The organism is Marinococcus sp. LNHM5E3-2.1, assembly GCF_056034365.1.
Genome location: NZ_JBQLIB010000013.1, coordinates 34,917 through 53,864 on the forward strand (window position 1 = coordinate 34,917; position 18,948 = coordinate 53,864).

The 18,948-nt window shown below is 46.7% G+C and carries 21 protein-coding genes; 19 read left to right on the forward strand and 2 right to left on the reverse strand.

Annotated features, from left to right (window positions below):
• The first annotated feature begins 14 nt into the window (after positions 1-14).
• The 9 genes from ACTRXH_RS13260 (at position 15) to ACTRXH_RS13300 (ending at position 7,122) form a co-directional block, all read left to right on the forward strand.
• A complete protein-coding gene (locus ACTRXH_RS13260; protein WP_474263514.1) occupies positions 15-833 on the forward strand; it encodes an aldo/keto reductase in 819 nt (272 codons plus the stop codon).
• A gap of 118 nt (positions 834-951) precedes the next feature.
• Positions 952-1,695: a TspO/MBR family protein gene (locus ACTRXH_RS13265; protein WP_474263517.1), complete on the forward strand. Its 744-nt coding sequence runs from the start codon at positions 952-954 to the stop codon at positions 1,693-1,695.
• Positions 1,696-1,875: 180 nt separating this feature from the next.
• The gene (locus ACTRXH_RS13270) at positions 1,876-3,186 is read left to right on the forward strand and encodes a lysine N(6)-hydroxylase/L-ornithine N(5)-oxygenase family protein (protein ID WP_474282558.1); all 1,311 of its coding nucleotides are present in this window, start codon (positions 1,876-1,878) and stop codon (positions 3,184-3,186) included.
• Between the two features lie 57 nt (positions 3,187-3,243).
• A complete protein-coding gene (locus tag ACTRXH_RS13275; protein WP_474282560.1) occupies positions 3,244-3,834 on the forward strand; it encodes a ribonuclease H1 domain-containing protein in 591 nt (196 codons plus the stop codon).
• Positions 3,835-3,850: 16 nt separating this feature from the next.
• Positions 3,851-4,867 carry an LLM class flavin-dependent oxidoreductase gene (locus ACTRXH_RS13280; protein ID WP_474282562.1) on the forward strand — a complete coding sequence of 339 codons (1,017 nt, stop codon included), beginning with the start codon at positions 3,851-3,853 and terminating at the stop codon, positions 4,865-4,867.
• Between the two features lie 64 nt (positions 4,868-4,931).
• Positions 4,932-5,447, forward strand: coding sequence for a type 1 glutamine amidotransferase domain-containing protein (locus ACTRXH_RS13285; protein WP_322525983.1), 516 nt, complete (start codon positions 4,932-4,934; stop codon positions 5,445-5,447).
• Positions 5,448-5,586: 139 nt separating this feature from the next.
• Positions 5,587-6,138, forward strand: coding sequence for a peptide-methionine (S)-S-oxide reductase MsrA (gene msrA / locus ACTRXH_RS13290; RefSeq protein WP_474263525.1), 552 nt, complete (start codon positions 5,587-5,589; stop codon positions 6,136-6,138).
• Positions 6,125-6,568: a peptide-methionine (R)-S-oxide reductase MsrB gene (gene msrB / locus ACTRXH_RS13295; protein WP_474263528.1), complete on the forward strand. Its 444-nt coding sequence runs from the start codon at positions 6,125-6,127 to the stop codon at positions 6,566-6,568. Before msrA ends, msrB begins: the two co-directional genes overlap by 14 nt.
• Positions 6,569-6,672: 104 nt before the next feature.
• Positions 6,673-7,122: a ferritin-like domain-containing protein gene (locus ACTRXH_RS13300; protein WP_322525980.1), complete on the forward strand. Its 450-nt coding sequence runs from the start codon at positions 6,673-6,675 to the stop codon at positions 7,120-7,122.
• Positions 7,123-7,275: 153 nt separating this feature from the next.
• Here ACTRXH_RS13300 and ACTRXH_RS13305 read toward each other — a convergent pair whose 3' ends face one another.
• A complete protein-coding gene (locus tag ACTRXH_RS13305) occupies positions 7,276-7,437 on the reverse strand; it encodes an FbpB family small basic protein (protein ID WP_474263530.1) in 162 nt (53 codons plus the stop codon).
• A gap of 216 nt (positions 7,438-7,653) precedes the next feature.
• Here ACTRXH_RS13305 and ACTRXH_RS13310 point away from each other — a divergent pair, with 216 nt between their 5' ends.
• From ACTRXH_RS13310 to ACTRXH_RS13340, 7 genes are all read left to right on the forward strand, one after another.
• Positions 7,654-8,079: a hypothetical protein gene (locus tag ACTRXH_RS13310; RefSeq protein ID WP_474263532.1), complete on the forward strand. Its 426-nt coding sequence runs from the start codon at positions 7,654-7,656 to the stop codon at positions 8,077-8,079.
• Positions 8,080-8,205: 126 nt separating this feature from the next.
• Positions 8,206-9,633, forward strand: coding sequence for an IS1182 family transposase (locus ACTRXH_RS13315; RefSeq protein ID WP_474282565.1), 1,428 nt, complete (start codon positions 8,206-8,208; stop codon positions 9,631-9,633).
• 146 nt (positions 9,634-9,779) lie between these two features.
• Positions 9,780-10,580 carry a VLRF1 family aeRF1-type release factor gene (locus tag ACTRXH_RS13320; protein ID WP_474263534.1) on the forward strand — a complete coding sequence of 267 codons (801 nt, stop codon included), beginning with the start codon at positions 9,780-9,782 and terminating at the stop codon, positions 10,578-10,580.
• 182 nt (positions 10,581-10,762) lie between these two features.
• Positions 10,763-11,149 carry an OsmC family protein gene (locus ACTRXH_RS13325; RefSeq protein ID WP_322525977.1) on the forward strand — a complete coding sequence of 129 codons (387 nt, stop codon included), beginning with the start codon at positions 10,763-10,765 and terminating at the stop codon, positions 11,147-11,149.
• 87 nt (positions 11,150-11,236) lie between these two features.
• Positions 11,237-12,562, forward strand: coding sequence for an MATE family efflux transporter (locus ACTRXH_RS13330; protein WP_474263538.1), 1,326 nt, complete (start codon positions 11,237-11,239; stop codon positions 12,560-12,562).
• Complete coding sequence (locus tag ACTRXH_RS13335) at positions 12,559-12,750, forward strand: SE1561 family protein (RefSeq protein ID WP_322525975.1); 192 nt, start codon at positions 12,559-12,561, stop codon at positions 12,748-12,750. Before ACTRXH_RS13330 ends, ACTRXH_RS13335 begins: the two co-directional genes overlap by 4 nt.
• On the forward strand, positions 12,750-13,355 hold the full coding sequence (locus ACTRXH_RS13340; RefSeq protein ID WP_474282567.1) for a histidine phosphatase family protein: 606 nt from the start codon (positions 12,750-12,752) through the stop codon (positions 13,353-13,355). Before ACTRXH_RS13335 ends, ACTRXH_RS13340 begins: the two co-directional genes overlap by 1 nt.
• A gap of 39 nt (positions 13,356-13,394) precedes the next feature.
• Here the strand turns inward: ACTRXH_RS13340 and ACTRXH_RS13345 are convergent, their stop codons facing one another.
• Entirely contained in the window at positions 13,395-14,927 is a 1,533-nt protein-coding gene (locus ACTRXH_RS13345; protein ID WP_474278673.1) for an AbgT family transporter, read from the reverse strand.
• A 265-nt stretch (positions 14,928-15,192) separates the two neighbouring features.
• Between ACTRXH_RS13345 and ACTRXH_RS13350 the strand changes: the two genes are divergently transcribed.
• The 3 genes from ACTRXH_RS13350 (at position 15,193) to ACTRXH_RS13360 (ending at position 18,860) form a co-directional block, all read left to right on the forward strand.
• Positions 15,193-16,092, forward strand: coding sequence for a DNA-3-methyladenine glycosylase family protein (locus tag ACTRXH_RS13350; RefSeq protein WP_474278671.1), 900 nt, complete (start codon positions 15,193-15,195; stop codon positions 16,090-16,092).
• Positions 16,079-17,488, forward strand: coding sequence for a 23S rRNA (uracil(1939)-C(5))-methyltransferase RlmD (gene rlmD / locus ACTRXH_RS13355; RefSeq protein WP_474263549.1), 1,410 nt, complete (start codon positions 16,079-16,081; stop codon positions 17,486-17,488). The genes ACTRXH_RS13350 and rlmD overlap by 14 nt, the downstream gene beginning before the upstream one ends.
• A gap of 130 nt (positions 17,489-17,618) precedes the next feature.
• The gene (locus tag ACTRXH_RS13360; RefSeq protein WP_474282569.1) at positions 17,619-18,860 is read left to right on the forward strand and encodes a PucR family transcriptional regulator; all 1,242 of its coding nucleotides are present in this window, start codon (positions 17,619-17,621) and stop codon (positions 18,858-18,860) included.
• Positions 18,861-18,948: the final 88 nt, after the last annotated feature.

Genomic DNA, 18,948 nt, shown 5'->3' on the forward strand with positions numbered 1-18,948 from the left:
AGAAGGTATACAATATGGATTACGTAACTTTAAACAATCAGCTGCAAATGCCTCAGCTTGGCTTCGGTGTTTTTCAGGTAAGTGATGATGAAGCTGAACGGGCTGTTACTCACGCGCTGAACTCCGGCTATCGTTCTATCGATACGGCAATGATCTACAAAAATGAAGAAGGAGTCGGCCGTGCGATTAAAGCGAGCGAAATTCCGAGAGAAGATCTCTTTATTACGACAAAGGTATGGAACTCTGATCACGGCTACGAAAATACGCTGCAGGCATTTGACGCCAGCCTGGAACGCCTGGGACTCGATTATGTGGATTTATATCTGATTCACTGGCCGACGCCGGCAAATGACGATTACGTAGAAACGTACCAGGCGCTTGAAAAGCTTTACGAAGACGGCAAAGTAAAGGCGATCGGCGTAAGTAATTTTGAGGTGGAGCACCTGGAAAGAATTTTAAACGAATGCACAGTGAAGCCGGTATTAAACCAGGTGGAATGCCATCCTTACCTGGCCCAGAATGAATTAAAGGATTACTGCAAAAAGAAAAACATTTATGTGGAAGCATGGAGCCCTATCATGCAGGGCGGAGAAGTGCTTGGTGATGAACACATTCAAAACATTGCAGAAAAGCACGGGAAAAATCCGGCCCAGATCGTTCTGCGCTGGCATCTGCAAAATGATACGATCATCATTCCGAAATCAGTGACACCGGAACGCATTGAAAGCAACATCGATGTGTTTGACTTTGCGCTTGAGGATGAAGATATGGCGACCATTAATCGTCTGGATAAAGGCGCACGTAAAGGGCCGAGACCGGCAGAAATCAACTAAAAAGAAACTCCATAATCCTCCGGCCAATTTTGACCGGAGGATTTTTTAAAATGAACATAGAATATATAGGCAGCTGAAGAAGCTGCCCCCCAGGTCTTTTAATCAAAGGTGGTTGTTTATGTTTTCCATTCCTTCTATGAAGCTTAAGCTCCTGAATGCTTTCGCACTGGCGGTAGTCATTGCTGTCAACGGGCTTGCCAACGCTCTGCCGTTAAACGGCCAGACTACCGGCAGCATCTCGGACAGCCTCAATGTACTATTCACCCCTGCAGGCTATGTTTTTTCGATATGGGGCGTTATTTATCTGCTGATGATTTTGTGGGTGCTGCGTGCTTTTTTCGCAAAACCGACGGAAGAGCATATATATGCAGGCATCGGTTATACATTTATCCTATCCTGTATATTTAACGTTCTGTGGCTTTTTTTATTTCATTATGAAATATTTTACGGGACGATGGCGGCTATTCTGGGCCTGTGGCTCAGCCTGGGTGCTATCTATATGAAAATTAAAACGAGCCCGCGCCGGGGGCTTCTGCTGATACCAATCAGTGTATATTTTGGCTGGGTTACAGTCGCCTCTATTACGAACATCGGTGTTGTACTTACAGCGAGTGGTGTACGCGGATGGATTATCGACGGCAGCTGGTGGACTGCTCTTGCGATTACTGCAGCTTCTGCTGCTGTGATTTTGTTTTATAGAAAAACGGGCGATGTTTTATATACGCTGGTATTTGTATGGGCGTTTACTGGTATTTTTGTGCAGCGCTGGCAGGAAGTAAATCTGGTAGCATGGACGGCGGCTGTGGCTGCATTGATTCTGTTTGTGCAGCTGTTTTTCCGTCCTAAAAGGAAATTCATTTAATTGTAACCATATTCAGTGATTAATATTAAAAGAGGAAGGGAAAATAGAACTTGATTACAAAGTTGGAAATTCGTATAGAGACAAAGGTTTCCGGCAGCCTTTCAATACGGAATGGAAGTCCAGCGGAATTGCTGGACTTTTTGATTGAAGCCGGAAGTACTTAATTTAGAGGTGATCAGGTTGGAAAACAAACTTTATGATATAGCAGGAATCGGGCTTGGGCCGTTTAATCTTGGCATGGCCGCCCTGCTTGAACCAGTGGACGATATAGAAGCCGTGTTCTTAGATGAAAAGGATGAATTTGCCTGGCATCCGGGAATGCTGCTCGAAGGTACAGTGCTGAATTCTTCCTTTCTTGCTGACCTGGTAACTTTTGCCGATCCGACGAGCCGTTTTACGCTGTTAAATTATTTGCATAAGCATAACCGCATGTTTCAGTTCTTTTTTAACAAGCAGCTGAAGGTGCCAAGAAGAGAATACGACTCGTACGGAAAGTGGGTGGCTGCCCAGCTTCCGTACTGCCTTTTCGGGCAGCGGGTGCTTGAGGTTGCTGACAGCAGCTGGGACGGAGTGTCCTGCTACAAAATTACGACGGAAAATACGGGCAGCGGGGAAAAGGAATATTTTTATACAAAAAATGTGGCAGTGGGAACAGGAGCAGCACCGATGCTTCCTCCTAATATTGAAAGACAGCAGAGTGATGAGATTTATCATGCGGCCGATTATTCTTTTCGCAAGGAGGAGTTGAAGAGTGGAGACGAGGTCACCGTTGTTGGCTCCGGACAGAGCGCAGCAGAAATTTTCCATGACCTCCTGCAGGATCAGAAGCATTTTCATTATAAGCTGAACTGGTTTACCCGCTCCCCCCAGTTTTTCCAGGCCGAGGACGCGAAGGTCGCCCGCGAGATTTTTTCAACGGATTTTGTCGAATATTTTCGATCACTCGATATTAAAACAAGGCTCGAGACACTTCCGGAGCTCGACCATGCGAGAAAGGGCATCGAGCAGCCTACGCTTGAAAAAATATACGATCTTCTTTATCATCGTTCTATCGAACGGGAAGATCCAAATGTTGTGCTCCAGGCTGCCACTGAGCTGTTGGATATTCAGTCGGTGGAGGGGGGCTATCAGTTGAAGCTCCGTCAATGGCAGCAGGATAAAACGTTCCGCTGCTTTTCGGATAAAGTCGTGCTTGCCACCGGCTTTCAGCCGAGTGTCCCGGAGTGGATTCAGAATTACGGAGAGCTTGTGGAAAAGGAAGACGCAGACCATTACATGATTGATGATTATTATCGACTTCAGTTTAAGGACGGCCGTGATAACCATATATACATGCTCACAAATATCGATCATTCGCACGGCACAGCTGCGACGAATTTATCTTTATCCGTTGTAAGAAATCAAACAATTATTAATAATTTGTGCGGATTTGAGCGTTATCCGGTGCAGAAGGATACGGTATTCCAGCGCTTTTCAGCAAAAGAAGAATAAGAAATTGGACGTCTCTGCTGGTTGGGGGACGTTCTTTTTTCCTGGGGAGAGAGACAAATGGCGAAAAAGAAATGGTATGTAGTATGGAAAGGAAAAAATCCTGGGATTTACAGCACATGGGCTGAATGTGAAAAGCAGGTCAAGGGGGTCAAAGGAGCGAAATTTAAGTCGTTTCCTTCATATGAAGAAGCAGAGGCAGCTTTTAATGGCTCCGGAGGAAAACCTGAAGCTGAAAATGGCAGCTACATAATGGAAAGTATTTCTGTAGACGCCGGTTCCCACGGCAACCCGGGACCGGTAGAATACCGGGGCGTCTATACGAAAACGGAAGAAATTGTGTTTGCCCATCCTGGGTTTAAAAAAGGCACAAACAATATGGCGGAATTTCTAGGGATCGTGCATGCGCTCCGGTACTTAAAAGAAAAGGAGAGCGGAATGCCTGTATATTCGGACTCGGCGACAGCCATTGGCTGGGTGGAAAAGAAAAAAGCGAATTCGACGCTTGTTGAAGACGCGGACAGCCGGGAAATCTGGGAGGAGATCCGCCAGGCAGAAAAATGGCTGAAGGAGCATACGTGGAAGAATCCAATTTATAAATGGGATACAAAAAACTGGGGAGAAATTAAAGCGGATTATCAGCGCAAGTAAAGAAAGAAGGGAAACCGTGAAACTGAGTATACTCGATCAATCCATCATGCCCTACGGAGAAACGCCGGAAAAAACATTCGCCTGGACCGGGGAATACGCCCGTATCGCTGAAGAGCTCGGCTACCACCGGTTCTGGGTCTCTGAGCATCACGGCACAAAGCACATAGCCGGGAGCGCTCCGGAAGTATTAATTGCCCATCTGGCTGCATGCACAAAACGTATAAAAGTTGGCTCCGGTGCAGTACTGCTTCCGCATTACAGTGCCTTTAAAGTAGCGGAGGTATTTGAAGTGCTCGCTTCGCTCTACAGAGATCGTATTGATCTCGGTCTGGGCAGGGCGCCGGGAGCCATGCCAAACGTTACAAGGGCGCTTCACGAAGGAGGGTCAAGGAATGCAGCGAGGTATCCTGAACAGCTGAAAGAGCTGCTTACTTTTTTATCCCCGGAAGGCAATAAATACGAAGGGCTGTATGACTACGCTCCGGTGACGCCCCGGGCTCAGGTGAAGCCGGCAGTCTGGATTCTAGGCTCAAGCCGGGACAGTGCTAAAACAGCGGCAGAAAACGGCCTGCCGTTTTGCTTCGCTCATTTTATTAATCCGGACGAAGGCTTTCAGGCAGCTGATTATTATCATGAACATTTTCAGCCCTCGAGCATCTGTCCGGCTCCTTATTTTATGCTGGCGGTTTCGGCGCTCGCAGCAGAGTCCGAACAGCAGGCGGAAGAATGGAGGGCGGTAAGTGATTACGTTTCCTCCGTGACGGCTAAGGGACTCGGACTGCTCGGTATACCGTCGTATGAAATGATTAAAGAAGTTACGTATATGGATGAAGAAAAAGACATGTTTCAAAAAAACCGGTATCATAACGCGGTTGGAACGATAGATCAAGTGGAGGAAAAGCTCAAATGGCTTGAAAAAGCTTATGGTGCTGAAGAAATTATGACTGTAGGCATGACCCCGTCATTTGAAGAAAAGGCCGCTTCGATGCGCCGGATTGCCGACCGGTTTAAAATAAACGGCCGCCAGGTTTAGAATGAGCAGGGACTTGGGTAAACTTATCTGTGTGACTAAAGATTATATCCAGGAAAGGTGATATATGATGAGCAAAATAGCAGTAGTCCTTACAGATCTTTTTGAAGATGTGGAATTCACAGACCCGAAAGAAGCATTCGAAAAAGAAGGTCATGAACTTACCGTAATCGAAAATGAGAAAGGCAAAACCGTTACCGGTAAACAGGGAGAAGCGAAAGTAACCGTCGACGCTTCTATTGAAGACGTGAAGCCGGAAGATTTTGATGCTCTTCTTATTCCAGGAGGATTCTCTCCGGATCAGCTTCGCGGCGATCAGCGTTTCGTGGATTTCGCCAAATATTTCATGGATCATGATAAGCCGGTATTTGCAATTTGCCACGGTCCGCAGCTGCTTATTACAGCAAAAGCGCTCGAAGGCCGTAATGCGACAGGATTTAAATCCATTCAGACAGATATGGAGTATGCGAAAGCGAAGCTTCATGATGAAGAAGTAGTCGTTTGCAACAACCTGGTTACAAGCCGTGAGCCGGATGACATCCCGGCATTTAACCGCGAATCCCTGAAACAATTAGCAAAATAAGACCGAGAGGCCGGCCGTAGAGCTGGCCTTTTGTTATTGAATGAGATGAATGGAAGAAGATTCAGGGTGAGCACATAAACAGGAAATCAAATGAAGAAATGTTATAATTAACAGTACATGAGAGATTGGGGTGAATATTATGGCAGAAGAACAAAGTACGAAGCTTGCCACCTTTGCCGGGGGATGTTTCTGGTGTATGGTGGGCCCTTTTGAACAGGAGGAGGGTGTCTACGATATTATGTCGGGATATACCGGAGGTCATACAGAAAATCCGACGTACCGGGAAGTATGTTCAGAAACTACCGGTCACGTAGAAGCTATTCAAATGAAATATGACCCGTCGGTGGTATCTTATGAACGGCTGCTTGAAATATTCTGGCGCCAGATTGACCCTACAGATCCGGGTGGTCAGTTTAATGACCGCGGGGAATCCTATACGACGAATATTTTCTACCACGATGAAGAACAGCGCAGGCTTGCTGAAGCCTCCAAGCAGGAGCTTGATGAAAATGGCCCGTTTGAAAAACCTGTGGTAACGAGAATCAGGGAAGCCGGAGTATTTTATCCGGCCGAAGAATATCACCAGGATTATCATCACAAAAATCGTTTTCACTATATGATGTACCGGAAGGGCTCCGGCCGTGAAGGATTTATAAACAATTACTGGAGTGAGCAGAATGAGCACCAATAAAAAATACAGTACAGAAGAACTGAAACAGCGGTTAACCCCGATACAGTATGAAGTAACTCAAAATGATGCCACCGAGCGCCCATTTGAAAATGAATACTGGAACCATAAAGAGGAAGGCCTGTATGTAGACGTAGTTTCCGGAGAGCCTTTGTTCAGTTCAAAGGATAAATTTGATTCCAACTGCGGATGGCCAAGCTTTACCATGCCTTTAAAGGAAAGCGAAGTTAAAGAAAGCTTTGACGATTCTTTAGGGATGAGAAGAACGGAAGTCCGCAGTGACGAAGCAGATTCCCACCTTGGACACGTATTTCCGGACGGGCCTGAACCAACAGGTTTACGGTATTGTATCAATTCGGCTGCCCTTAAATTTATCCCAGTTAATGAGCTTGAAGAGCAGGGTTACAGCGAATATCTATACCTGTTCAAATAAAAAAGAGGTTTTTTCAGCCTGAAAAAGGGTAAAATATACTTTGGAAGGCTGCAACTATGAGAAAACATCAATTGCACTAAACAGACGACAGGAGGAATTTATTCATGGAACGCGTAAGAGAAAACGATCCTAAAGTACAGGAATTAATCGATGGACTTAACGTCGACTTAGCACACGAATATGCAGCAGCTATTATGTATACAAACTATGCAGCTGTGGTTTCCGGCATTCACACACCAATGCTCAGACCACTGTTTGAAGATGAAATCGGTGACGAGCAGGGCCACGCTCAATACCTGGCTTCTAAAATTCGTACACTTGGCGGTACACCGACCACAAAGCCTGCTGACGTGAAGCAGACATTCCAGGTGCGCGAAATGCTTGAAGCAGCGCGTGACGCTGAAGCAGACACAATTGAGCGCTACACAAAACGCGCCCAGCAGGCAGAAGAGCTGAACATGATCGAGCTTCAAAACAAACTTGAAGACCTTATTTCTGATGAGACCGGTCATAAAGAAGAAATTGAACGGATTCTCGAAGACTCCGATCTGTAAAATACAGAGGAAAAAGCCGCCGAAAGGCGGTTTTTTTATTGCAGGAAGGTATGCTTACGGATTTATTTAACGAAAAATTCCAAAAATTAAAAGAGGCAATATATATAAGGATGGCATAGAAATATCTGGAGGGGTGCCATCCTTGCAGCGCTATTAATTGGCTCGTTTTTTAGTGGCCGGGCGGACATAGACTTCTTTGGATTTTTTTTCGTCAAGCCTGCGGTCTATAGAATCAAGTGCCTGTTTGTTGCCCTTGAGTTCATTTTTATTTGCTTCCATTAAGTCTTCAAATGAAAGTCTCTGTGGTTTTCTCATGCGGACATCTTCCTTTCTTTCTATTATACTCCTGCTGACAATTAGTTTACCCTATATTACTCGTTTGACAAACCATAAAATCATGAAAATGTGATCAAAAGCACAATAGTTTCCTGATAGGTAGATTTTTTTTGATAAGATAAAGTAAAAAAGAATAAATTCATGTAAAATGTGGTATAGGTAATAATATATGCAGAGTCGAAAGGATGGATAGTGATGGCAGAGGAAAATGGAAACACAGCACTCAAAATTGGTTTAATTCTTGGAGGCGTCGTCTCCGTTATTGTTTTGCTCAGTACACGTAAAACCCGTTCCCCTATTGTAGAGGGCACGAAACAAACAGCTTCCACACTGAACAACACATCCCAGTTTCTTTCAGAGAACAGGGAATCAGTCATTTCTACATTAAGAGAAACGTCAAATTATTATTCTGAGCTGCTCCAGTCAGCAAGCACAGATATCCAGGAAATCGTCAACCGGGTGAACAGTCTGAAAGAAACATTGATGAAAGCAAAAACGACGACGCTTGAAACTACTGGTGAATTAAAAGAGCTAAAAGAAGAAAGTACTGCTATTGAAAGCAGCTCTTCAAACAACAGCTCAGGCCAGCTGCAGAGTGCTGACAACACCCAGTCCTCTTAATAAAAAAGGCAGGTTCTTTCATTTGAACCTGCTTCAGACTGTCGACAATGACTCTAATTTTAGAGTTTGTCGGCAGTTTTTTTGTGCTATGATAAAAAGAAATAGCCTGGAAAGGGGTTATGGCGCATGATGAGGCGGAGTTCGGAAGAAGCTCGTTACCGGGAAGCGACCATTCAGTTGGATCAGTTAGTGCCCGCGGACCACCTGGTCCGCCAGATCGAGGCCGCGCTGGATTTTTCTTTTATTTACGACGAAGTTGCCTCCCTCTATGCCCCCATCGGCCGGCCGAGTATTGACCCGGTCCGTCTGGTAAAAATGGTGTTGCTCCAGTATTTGTTCGGCATTCGTTCCATGCGTCAGACGGTGCGGGAGATCGAAACGAATGTGGCCTACCGATGGTTCCTTGGTTTGGAACTTTTGGAGCCTGTGCCGCATTTTTCCACCTTCGGCAAAAACTACACGCGCCGGTTTCGGGACAGCGGGTTGTTCGAAGTGATATTTGAACGCGTGCTCGAGGAAGCAGCGGCCGCCGGCTTTGTGGATCCGTCCGTCTTTTATATCGATGCCACCCACGTGAAAGCGAACGCCAACAAGAAAAAATTCGATCGGGTTCAGTTGGCGGCCGAAGCCCGGGCCTACCAGGATCAACTGGACGCCGAAATTCACCGGGACCGCGAGGTCCACGGAAAAAAGCCCCTGCCTCCCGCCCGCCGCCAAGGACGGGAGGTCAAACAAAGCACGACCGATCCTGACAGCGGCTATTACGTCAAAGATGAACGGGAGAAGATGTTTGCCTACAGCTGGCACACCGCCTGCGACCGGCATGGGTTTGTCCTCGGAGCGATCGTGACGGGGGGCAATGTTCATGACAGCCGGGTCTTTCATGATCTGTTGGCCCAGGTGACGGCCCGGATGGGCCGCCCGTATGCCGTCGCGGTGGATGCCGGATATAAAACCCCGGCGATTGCTCATTGGCTTCGCGAGCAGGGCATCCGCCCGGTCATGCCTTATACCCGTCCCAAAGGCCCGCCGGGACGCTTGCGCAAACAGGACTTTGTGTATGATGCCTATCTGGACGCGTATCTCTGTCCCGAGCACCAGGCCCTGCGCTACCGCACCACGACTCGGGACGGCTATCAGGAGTATGTCTCAGATCCCGCCATTTGTCAGTCCTGTCCGCTGCTTGAAACCTGCACCCAAAGCCGGGATCACCGGAAGGTGATTCTCCGCCACGTCTGGCAGGACGATCTGGACGAAGCCGAACACCTTCGACACACTCCGTGGAACCGGAGAACCTATGCGGAACGAAAAGAAACCATCGAACGGATTTTTGCGGATCTCAAACAAAAGCATGGCTTGCGTTGGACGCTCCTCGCCGGAGGGGCACGAAACACCGCGCAGGCGATGCTTGTTTATGCGGCGATGAATCTCAAAAAACTCGCCACCTGGCGGTGGCGACAAATAGGCGCTTGTCTATTAGGGCTTCTTTTTTCTTTCGATGGCACAACAAAGGCCTCCGAAATCCATTTTCGGAGGCCTTTGTCTACAATCTGAGGCAGGTTCTTTCATTTGAACCTGCTTTTTTTTATTGGTTTGAAAATATTATTGTATTTGACGTTTACCGTTCCTGTTCGAAGGAAATACACTTTGTAGAATGGTAATTGAATAGTTAACACAGTCACGGAAAGGGGCAACAGACAATGGGAATTACGAACAATTTAAAACAGCTGAAAAATAAAGAGGATGAATATGGTTTTGTGTCCTTTTATTTGAACACCGATATTGGTGAAGGCGGCCAGCCTAGTGAAGAATGGAAGATTAAATACAAAAAGGCTGTTAACGGCTTAAAGCAGTACGCAGACAAGAGCGAAACAAAAGATGAAAAAAATGCGATCAAAAAAATTACCGATGATATCGAAAAATACATTGAGGACCATCGTTCTGATCTGCAGAAGAGTGTTATTATCTTTGCATCCGGCGACGGATCTACTTGGGAAGCAGACATTTTCCAGGTGCCGGTGGAGACAGAAGTAATGTGGGAGCCAACGCCGCAGACCGAGCAGCTCGAAAAACTGGAAAAAACTTTCCCGCCTACAGCGATTCTTCTTACAAACAAGCAGGATGTTTACCTGATCGATACCTCGATGGGCAAAATCCGCGAAGAAATGCAGTTCCACTGGGACGTGGACAGCGAGGACTGGCAGGAGTATAAAGGTACAGCATCAGCTGACCGTACGGCTGCAGGTTCTACACAAGTGGATAAAGTTCAGCAGCGTTTTGAAGAAAATCGCCACCGCTGGTACAAGAGCCTGGCTCCTGTCATCAACAAACAGATGAAAAACCGCGGTCTTGATACAGCATATATTATCGGCGATAAAGAATATGCTAAAGACCTGGAAGATAACATGGGTGGAAGAGTGGAAGAAGTCATTAATAAAAACTTGATTTCCACTCCAACGCATGAAATCCTAAATGAAATTTATCCTGAAAACGTACGCTAAACAGTACGGCTGAGGCAGCTGCTATCATTATAGCAGCTGCTTTTTTCGTGAATAAAACAGCTTCAGGCTTTTAGGTCTCCGCACAAAATCCCTCAGTTTTTGATATAATACCTTTTGTTTGGAGATAGGCTTATATTTAGATAAGATACAACACGAAGGATACTATTGAAGAGGTGAATAGAATGAAGTTTTCGATGACTGACGGAGGATTTCAAACAAGAACAGACTACGGAGAGCTGTCTGTGTCCGGGGAAGAAGAGTATGGCTTCCGCCCTTTTCAGCTGATGACTTCTTCGATTGCTGTTTGCAGCGGCGGAGTGCTGCGCAAAATAATGAATAAAAGACACCAGACAGTGCATGATATTCAAATTGAGGCAGAGGTGGAACGGGATGAAAAGCAGGCAAATAAAATAACTGCTGTTCATCTGCATTTTATCGTAAAAGCAGAAAACGTAACAGAAGCTCAGATGCAAAAAAACATGGAATGGACGAAGAAAAACTGTTCGATGGTCCAGTCAGTAAAAGACAGCATTGCGGTTACAGAAACATTCGAACTTCTTTCCGACTAACAGTGCAAGAGGTCTTGGAAAAGAATTGGAGAGAAAAGTATGGCAAATGCCGGACGTAACCAGCTAGACTTCACGGAAGGCAGTATCATGAAGAAAATGGTGATATTCGCCTTTCCGATTTTTATTGGAAACCTGCTTCAAAGCTCTTATCAAATCGTGGACAGCCTGTGGGTCGGTAACTTAATCGGCGCGAGCGCCCTGGGTGCGGTTTCACTGGCTGCGACGATTTTATTTTCTGTGCTTTCCTTTATTATAGGAATTAACAGTGCAACATTAACAGTGCTTTCCCAGAGGGTGGGAGCGGATGATGATGAGGGTCTGAAGCGTTCTCTGAATGCTTTTGTATCCGTTTTAGGAACGCTTGCAATTATTCTCGGAACGATAGGTTTTTTTGCAGCTCCAACCGTTTTGACGTGGATGGGGACACCGCCGGACATCCTGGAAAGTGCAGTCATATACTTACGCATTAACTTTATCGGCATTGTCTTTTTATTTGGCTATAATTTTATAGGTACTGTTCTGCGCGCTGTCGGCGACAGTAAAACCCCGCTTCGCTTTATAATGATGGCTGTCGGGCTGAATATCTTTCTCGATCCGCTGTTTATTTCAGGCTTTGATATGGGCATTCAGGGAGCGGCAATTGCGACGGTTATCTCCCAGGGAAGCGCGTTTGTATTCGGGGTCGTCTATATGATTCTTGTGAAGGGACTTCCATTCGCAGTGCCAAGCATTCCCGAAAAAGCAGAATTTCAGCGTATTATGAAACTGGGTCTGCCGGCAGGACTGTCGATGATGGCTATTTCCGGCGGGCAGCTGGCGATTATGACAGTGGTAACGTCGTTTGGCTCTGTGGTTCTCTCGGGATACGGGGCAGCCCAGCGGCTGGACAGCCTGATTATGCTTCCGGCAACTACGCTCGGTTCTGCTATTACAAGTATGGCCGGGCAGAATATCGGAGCGAACCGCTGGGACCGTATCAGCTCAATTGCGAAAAATGCGTTAATTTTAATTTTAATCGTTTCAATCACGATGAGCACCGCTGTCTTTTTACTGGCTGAATTTTTGATGGGGCTGTTTGTAAATGACGAAGCCACCATTCAATACGGTAAAACGTATCTGCAGATTGTTGCTTTCTTTTATCCGTTTTTAGGGATAAATTTCGTGCTGAACGGTATTGTGCGCAGTTCCGGGGCAATGATCCAGGTGCTTGCCCTGAATATTATTTCTTTCTGGGTGCTTCGTTTTCCGCTTGCCTGGTTCTTTTCCGAAAGAATAGGGGAAAACGGAATTGCGCTCGGCATAGGCCTCAGCTTCGTGATCAGCGCTGTAATTGCGGTCAGCTATTATATTTTTGGCGGCTGGAACCGTATTGATATATTCAAAGAAGAAAAGAAAAAAGGAGGAGCGTCATGAGCACCCCAGTACACGACAAGAATCAGCAGCTTCAGTATATAAAACAGCGGCTGCATCTGCTTTCGACAATGGTGGATAACATTGATCCTGAAGAAGGCTCCGAATCGGAAATGAAGAGACTCGAAGAAATGGTGGAGCAGCTGCGGGTTAAATGCCGTCAGTTTCAGCCGGATTGGAAGGATGAATAATGCCTGATGTTTACTTTATCCGGCACGGGGAATCAGAAGGAAACTATGCCCAGGTGCTGCAGGGGTCGATGGATTATCCATTAACCCCGCATGGACAGACGCAGGCAGAAGCGCTTGGCAGTTACTTTCGCAGTATTCAGTTTGACGCTGTAATTGCAAGTGATTTAATGAGGGCTTCTGCGACCGCGGAGGCAATGGCACAATTTCAGCCGGTGGACGTATCCACCGATGAGCGGCTTCGCGAAGTACATCTAGGTGTGCTTGAAGGAAAGGCGAGAGACGTGATTCAAAACGAATTCCCGGATCTTATCGGAAGGGATCTTTTAACTGCTGAAGTGGAAGGGGCAGAAACAAAAAACGATCTGACCGAGCGGTGTGCGTGGCTGTATTATAAGCTGACCGAGGAATGGAAGGATAAGGATCAGATTGCTGTCGTTTCGCACGGAGGATTTATTACGATTTTCTTTATGTATTTACTGGCCAAAGACAACTGGGTATCGCTCCAGCGTTCCATGCGTATCGACAATACAGGAGTATCCCGGATTCACTTTCGAAAAGAACGTGCTTCTATTCAATACATCAACCGAATTACACATTTGGAGTAGCATAAAAAAGCAGGAGCCGGAGCTCCTGCTTTTAAACGTTTAGCCGTTGTATTCAATCGGACCGTTTGGACCGAGCGGAATGCCAGTGAGCATCCATACGACAAGCAGCAGGGACCAGAACAGGAGGAATGCGACAGAATACGGAAGCATAACTGCTATCAGGGACCCGATGCGCATGTTTTTGTCATACTGCTGGGCAAACGCGATAATAATCGCAAAATAAGTCATCAGCGGCGTAATAATGTTGGTGGATGAATCTGCCACACGGTATGCCATCTGCGTCAGTTCCGGCGAATAGCCAAGCTGCATCATAATCGGAACGAATACAGGCGCGAGTATTGCCCATTTGGCAGAGGCACTTCCGATAAACAGGTTGATGAAACCGACAATTAATACGAATACTAAAATTAAAGGAATGCCGGTAAGATTAATTGACTGTAAAAAATCCGCGCCGTACACAGCCATAAACGTTCCAAGATTGGTTTCTTCAAAATAAGCAACAAACTGTCCGGCTGTGAATGCGAGCAGAATGAACATGCCCATGCTAGCCATCGTATCAGAAAGCTGATTGGCGACATCCGTATCGTTTCTAATACTTTTTGTCACAATACCGTATACAAGCCCGGGAATGAAAAAGGCTATAATAATGACGACAACGAGGGAGTCCATAAACGGTGACTGAACGACGGCCCCTCCTTCACCGCGAAGCGGAGCATTAGATGGAACAATGAGCAGGGCAAGCAGAATAATGGTCAGAAGCGCTGAACCCATCGACCAGAAGATTCCTTTCTTTTCCGTTCCCGTTAATGAAGTGAGGCTCTCCCGGTAGTCGCCCTTGTATTCTCCGAGCCGCGGTTCGACGACGAACTGACTCACAAGTGTACCGATGACAGCCAGGAAAAATGTGGAGACGAAAATGAAGTAGTAATTCATCGCCAAATTCATCTGTTCGGCGTAGGCCGGATCGATGGTGGACGCCGCCTGGATTGTCAACTCACCGAGCAGGACATCGGTACCGGAAAGCAGGAGGTTGGCACTGAAGCCTGCCGAAACCCCGGCGAAGGCAGCAGCAAGGCCTGCGAGCGGGTGCCTCCCGAGTGCGGCAAACAGAATAGCACCTAGAGGCGGAAGAACTACGTAGCCGGCGTCGGAGGCGACACTTGACATAATACCGGCAAAAACAAGACCAAAGGTAATTAAAGATTTTGGGATAGACAGGATAAAACCGCGAAGCAGTACGCTGATAAGTCCGGTGCGCTCCGCAATGCCGATACCGATCATGGTAGCAAGCACCACTCCGAGCGGGGCAAAGTTAATAAAGTTGTCCACCATACTGGTGAATATGTATTCGATTCCGCTCGATGAAAGCAGATTGGTTACCTGAACCGTTTCTCCTTCTTCTCCCGGAGATTCTACCTGCAGGCCGGCAGCAGAAAGAACGGCAGACAATACCAATACAAGCGCGGCGAGAATGGCGAACAGAGTAACCGGATGGGGAAGCTTATTCCCAACTCGTTCAATCCAATTCAGTGACCGCTGCAGCACGGTTGATTTTTGTGCAGAAGAGCTCATAATTTACCTCCTAATTCGTTTAGAAATGACGAAAGTATCACAGGCACACAAAGATTATTGTAATGAACGAAAACAAAGGAAGAAAGCCATTTCATCGAGAATAGGAAAATAGAACGGAAAAAATAATTAACAATTTATTGAAAATTAATACTTTTATCCTAAAAATAGAAAATATGGCAGAATTTTAAGCGTCCCGGAGAGCAGGTCGCGTGAATAGGGGTAAACGTGATAAAATAACAAAGCTTCATGAAAGGACGTAATTACTGTGCAGCAGATAATAAAGCAGATCCCATCCGTATACGATGTTCAGCTGATGCTGAAACGGATGGCACTCGATCCGCTGTATAATGTAGATATCGATAAAAGAAAGGTGAAGCTGCCTCTGCCGGGTGAGAGGCAGCTTGATACAGTAACTGTTGCGTTTGTTGAACATCAACCGGAGACTTATGTATATGTAGAGGCCCCGGAGAAGAGAGAACAGGAAGCTCTGGATAAAATAGAACGTATTTTTCGTTTTCATCAGCCACTTGCTCAGGCAGCCGGGCATTTTCAGCAGACGGAATTAGAGCCGCTGTTTCATCGGTTTTACGGTGCGCCGCTCACCTGTGACTTTGACTTATACGGCTGTCTTATAAAAACAATTATTCATCAGCAGTTGAACATGGCCTTTGCCTATACTCTTTCAACAAGATTCGTTCAGACATACGGCACTTATAAAGATGGTGTATGGTTTTACCCCGCCCCTGCGACTGTGGCAGCTATTCATCCTGATGAACTTCGAAAGCTGCAGTTCAGCCGCCGGAAAGCGGAATACGTAGTGGATATTTCAAAAAGCATTGCGCAAGGTACGCTTGATATTGGTGCTCTTCAGAAAAAACCTGATGAGGAGGTTATACGGGAGCTTACGAAGCACCGGGGGATAGGGCCCTGGACGGCAGAATGCTTTTTACTGTTTGGACTCGGAAGAGAAAACCTGATGCCCGCTGCTGATATTGGCGTTCAAAATGGATTAAAGAAGCTGCTGGGACTTGAAGCGAAACCATCTAAGGCGGAAATAACAGAATGGTCCAGCCGGTGGAGCCCGTACAACAGCTATGCAAGTATTTATTTATGGCTTCATGTGGAAATACCAGATAAAGGAGAAGATACACGTGCCGAAAAATGAAAAATTTGAACAGCGCCAGCCGCTGCAGGAGGGTCAGGAATTTCCGCTGACCATTAAACGAATAGGTATTAACGGTGAAGGAATTGGATATTTTAAACGCCAGGCTGTTTTCGTGGAGGGGGCGCTCCCGGGGGAAGTGATTGTCGGCCAGGTCGAGGAAGTAAAACGGAACCGCGCGATCGCAAGCATTAAGTATATCCGCGAAGCTTCGCCGAGTCGGCAGAAAGCTCCCTGCCCGGTGTATAAAATCTGTGGCGGCTGCCAGCTGCAGCATGCCGAATACGACGAACAGCTGTGGATGAAGCAGGATCTGGTGCTGCAGTCATTTGAACGCTATGCTCCCGTCGTGCCGGAAATTCGTGAAACGATCGGGATGGAAAATCCATGGCGGTATAGGAATAAAAGCCAGTGGCAGACAGGCGAGGGAAAGAAAGGGCGAGTGGAAGCGGGTCTGTATTCGAGTGATTCCAATCAGCTGGTGGACCTCACCAATGTCGGCTGTATGGTGGAAAAGTCGATTCTAAATAAAATTACAAAAGCAATTACCGTATTTATGAAGGATGAAGAGGTGCCGGTACACACGAGTAAACAAAAAGGGGTTAAAACCATCGTTGTGCGGGCAAATGAACAAAAAAGCGAGGTTCAGGTCACGCTTGTGACGTCTTCGGTGGATCTGCCGGAGCAGGAAGAGCTGGTGGATTTCCTGCGTTCTTCGTTCGCTGAAATAAAGTCAATTCATCATCATGTGCAGAATGAAAGCAGCCCGACTGTTTTTGGCGGGACGACCAAGCGGCTGTGGGGTAAAGATACAATTAAGTACAACATGCAGGACTTTTCCTTTCATTTATCCCCGGAAGCATTTTTTCAGCTGAACTCGGAGCAGGCTTCCACGCTTTATGACGAAGCGAAGCAAGCGGCAAAGCTCACAGGCCGTGAAAAAGTGGTCGATGCCTACTGCGGCAGCGGCACAATTGGCCTTTGGATGTCCTCGGATGCTAAGGAAGTACGCGGCATGGATATGATTAAAGCAAGCATTCAGGACGCTAACAAAAATGCTAAACAGGCAGGAGCTTCCCATGCCAGGTTCTACCATGGCAAAGCCGAAGAAATGATGCTTCAGTGGCAGCGGGAAAACTGGAGCCCTGATGTAGTAGTGGCGGATCCGCCGCGTACAGGCTGCGGAGAGGCACTGCTGGACACGATTGGAAAGGTGAAGCCTAAACGTTTTGTGTACGTATCCTGTAATCCATCTACCCTGGCCAAGGATGCCGCGTACCTGAAAAAAGCAGGGTACCATCCAGAATATGCCCAGCCGGTGGACATGTTCCCGCAGACATCCCAGGTGGAAGCTGTAGTTCCTTTTGTATACAAACCGGAGAAAAAAGGCAAAAAATAAATATGCGTGGTGAACTGCAATGTGTTTATACTGGCTCGGTATCAGCCTGATTGTCTCCATTATTCTTACCATCCTGGCAAATCTGCTGCTCTACCTTTTTTTATAAACCTTGGAAGGAGAGCGCATAACTATGTTTGAAAAGCAGCTTTGGCAGCATACTGCCGATTCATTAAATGAATTTGCCGACTTTATCAGTGAAGCACTTGGAGGCCCGGTTACCATTGAGGATTCGACGCACCGTCTGCTCGCCTACAGCGGTCACCCCCAGGTCACTGACGGAGCACGTACGGCGACTATCATGGGGAGGCGCGTGCCGGAAGAGGTGATTCACCGTTTATGGAATGAAGGAGTGATACCAAGCCTTCATCAGCAGAGTGAGCCGGTCTCCATTTCCGCTATTGATGAAATAGGACTCGGAACCAGGATGGCCGTAGCCGTCAAGGAAAAGCAGACAGTAATAGGCTATATATGGGTGGTGGAGGGCGAAACGCCTCTTTCAGAAGAGGCAAAGCAGGATCTTCACTCGGCAGCTGTTGTGTGTGGTGAGCGTTTCCAGCGGCAGTTTCACCCAAGAAATCCGGCACAGCAGGACCATCAGGAATATTTTTGGCGTCTGTTGACAGGGGATGAAACGGATGAGCAGGCCATAGAGCGTCAAATGCTTCGTTTTTTTCCGGCGCGGCCACAGCAGTATTCCATTGTAATCATGGAGTTTTCAGAACAGCTTGAGCACAATGCCTGGGAGCGGCTCACCTATCTGCTGACGATTTCGCAGCGGGTGAAGGTGATGCTCAAAACATATGATCAGCACCGGGCTATTCTCATGCTGTACGGACTTGAAAGCAGAAATATAGAAGCAACAATCTCAGCATTTTTACGTCAGATGCATGAGTTATGGTACGAACGTTACGATGATACTTTAACGGCTATTGCTGCGTCTGAAATCTGTCATCAGTATATGGAGGTGGCGGGAGGTTACAGGCAGGCATTGACCATGCTTGATTTAAAAAAACAGGTTCGCCAGCTTCCCTTCCATTATTATTTTCTGCATGAAGCAGGCTATTACCGCTTTTTCCCAGTTCTTTTACAGAGGCGGGAGGAAGAAACATTTACACACCCTTCCCTGAAAAGTCTATCCGATTATGATGCAGAAAATGAAACGGAGCTTTTGAGCACGCTTTACATCTATCTGAGCGAAGACTGCAACGTTAACGCTGCCGCTAAGATACTTCATGTGCATCCCAATACGCTGACCTACCGTTTAAAAAGGATGCAGGCAATTGCAGGTGTGACTCTTTCCAGTGCCCATGAAAAATGGACGCTGCTGCTGGAATTGGAATTGCTGAAAGAAAAACACACAAACCTATTGTGAAAAATCACAAATGGATAATGGGAATATTATTTTAATCGGCCAATGCTTATAACCCGGAAACACGCTATACTAATAGAAAAGGTATTAG

What these genes read in the sequence shown, in the direction of transcription:
- ACTRXH_RS13330 (WP_474263538.1), top strand. Translation starts at nt 11,237, where the DNA reads ATGAAGAAAATGGTGATATTCGCCTTTCCGATTTTTATTGGAAACCTG.
- ACTRXH_RS13315 (WP_474282565.1), top strand. Translation starts at nt 8,206, where the DNA reads ATGATGAGGCGGAGTTCGGAAGAAGCTCGTTACCGGGAAGCGACCATT.
- ACTRXH_RS13320 (WP_474263534.1), top strand. Translation starts at nt 9,780, where the DNA reads ATGGGAATTACGAACAATTTAAAACAGCTGAAAAATAAAGAGGATGAA.
- ACTRXH_RS13300 (WP_322525980.1), top strand. Translation starts at nt 6,673, where the DNA reads ATGGAACGCGTAAGAGAAAACGATCCTAAAGTACAGGAATTAATCGAT.
- ACTRXH_RS13325 (WP_322525977.1), top strand. Translation starts at nt 10,763, where the DNA reads ATGAAGTTTTCGATGACTGACGGAGGATTTCAAACAAGAACAGACTAC.
- ACTRXH_RS13305 (WP_474263530.1), bottom strand. Translation starts at nt 7,437, where the DNA reads ATGAGAAAACCACAGAGACTTTCATTTGAAGACTTAATGGAAGCAAAT.
- ACTRXH_RS13345 (WP_474278673.1), bottom strand. Translation starts at nt 14,927, where the DNA reads ATGAGCTCTTCTGCACAAAAATCAACCGTGCTGCAGCGGTCACTGAAT.
- ACTRXH_RS13285 (WP_322525983.1), top strand. Translation starts at nt 4,932, where the DNA reads ATGATGAGCAAAATAGCAGTAGTCCTTACAGATCTTTTTGAAGATGTG.
- ACTRXH_RS13360 (WP_474282569.1), top strand. Translation starts at nt 17,619, where the DNA reads ATGTTTGAAAAGCAGCTTTGGCAGCATACTGCCGATTCATTAAATGAA.
- ACTRXH_RS13275 (WP_474282560.1), top strand. Translation starts at nt 3,244, where the DNA reads ATGGCGAAAAAGAAATGGTATGTAGTATGGAAAGGAAAAAATCCTGGG.
- ACTRXH_RS13265 (WP_474263517.1), top strand. Translation starts at nt 952, where the DNA reads ATGTTTTCCATTCCTTCTATGAAGCTTAAGCTCCTGAATGCTTTCGCA.
- ACTRXH_RS13310 (WP_474263532.1), top strand. Translation starts at nt 7,654, where the DNA reads ATGGCAGAGGAAAATGGAAACACAGCACTCAAAATTGGTTTAATTCTT.
- ACTRXH_RS13335 (WP_322525975.1), top strand. Translation starts at nt 12,559, where the DNA reads ATGAGCACCCCAGTACACGACAAGAATCAGCAGCTTCAGTATATAAAA.
- msrA (WP_474263525.1), top strand. Translation starts at nt 5,587, where the DNA reads ATGGCAGAAGAACAAAGTACGAAGCTTGCCACCTTTGCCGGGGGATGT.
- ACTRXH_RS13340 (WP_474282567.1), top strand. Translation starts at nt 12,750, where the DNA reads ATGCCTGATGTTTACTTTATCCGGCACGGGGAATCAGAAGGAAACTAT.
- msrB (WP_474263528.1), top strand. Translation starts at nt 6,125, where the DNA reads ATGAGCACCAATAAAAAATACAGTACAGAAGAACTGAAACAGCGGTTA.
- ACTRXH_RS13260 (WP_474263514.1), top strand. Translation starts at nt 15, where the DNA reads ATGGATTACGTAACTTTAAACAATCAGCTGCAAATGCCTCAGCTTGGC.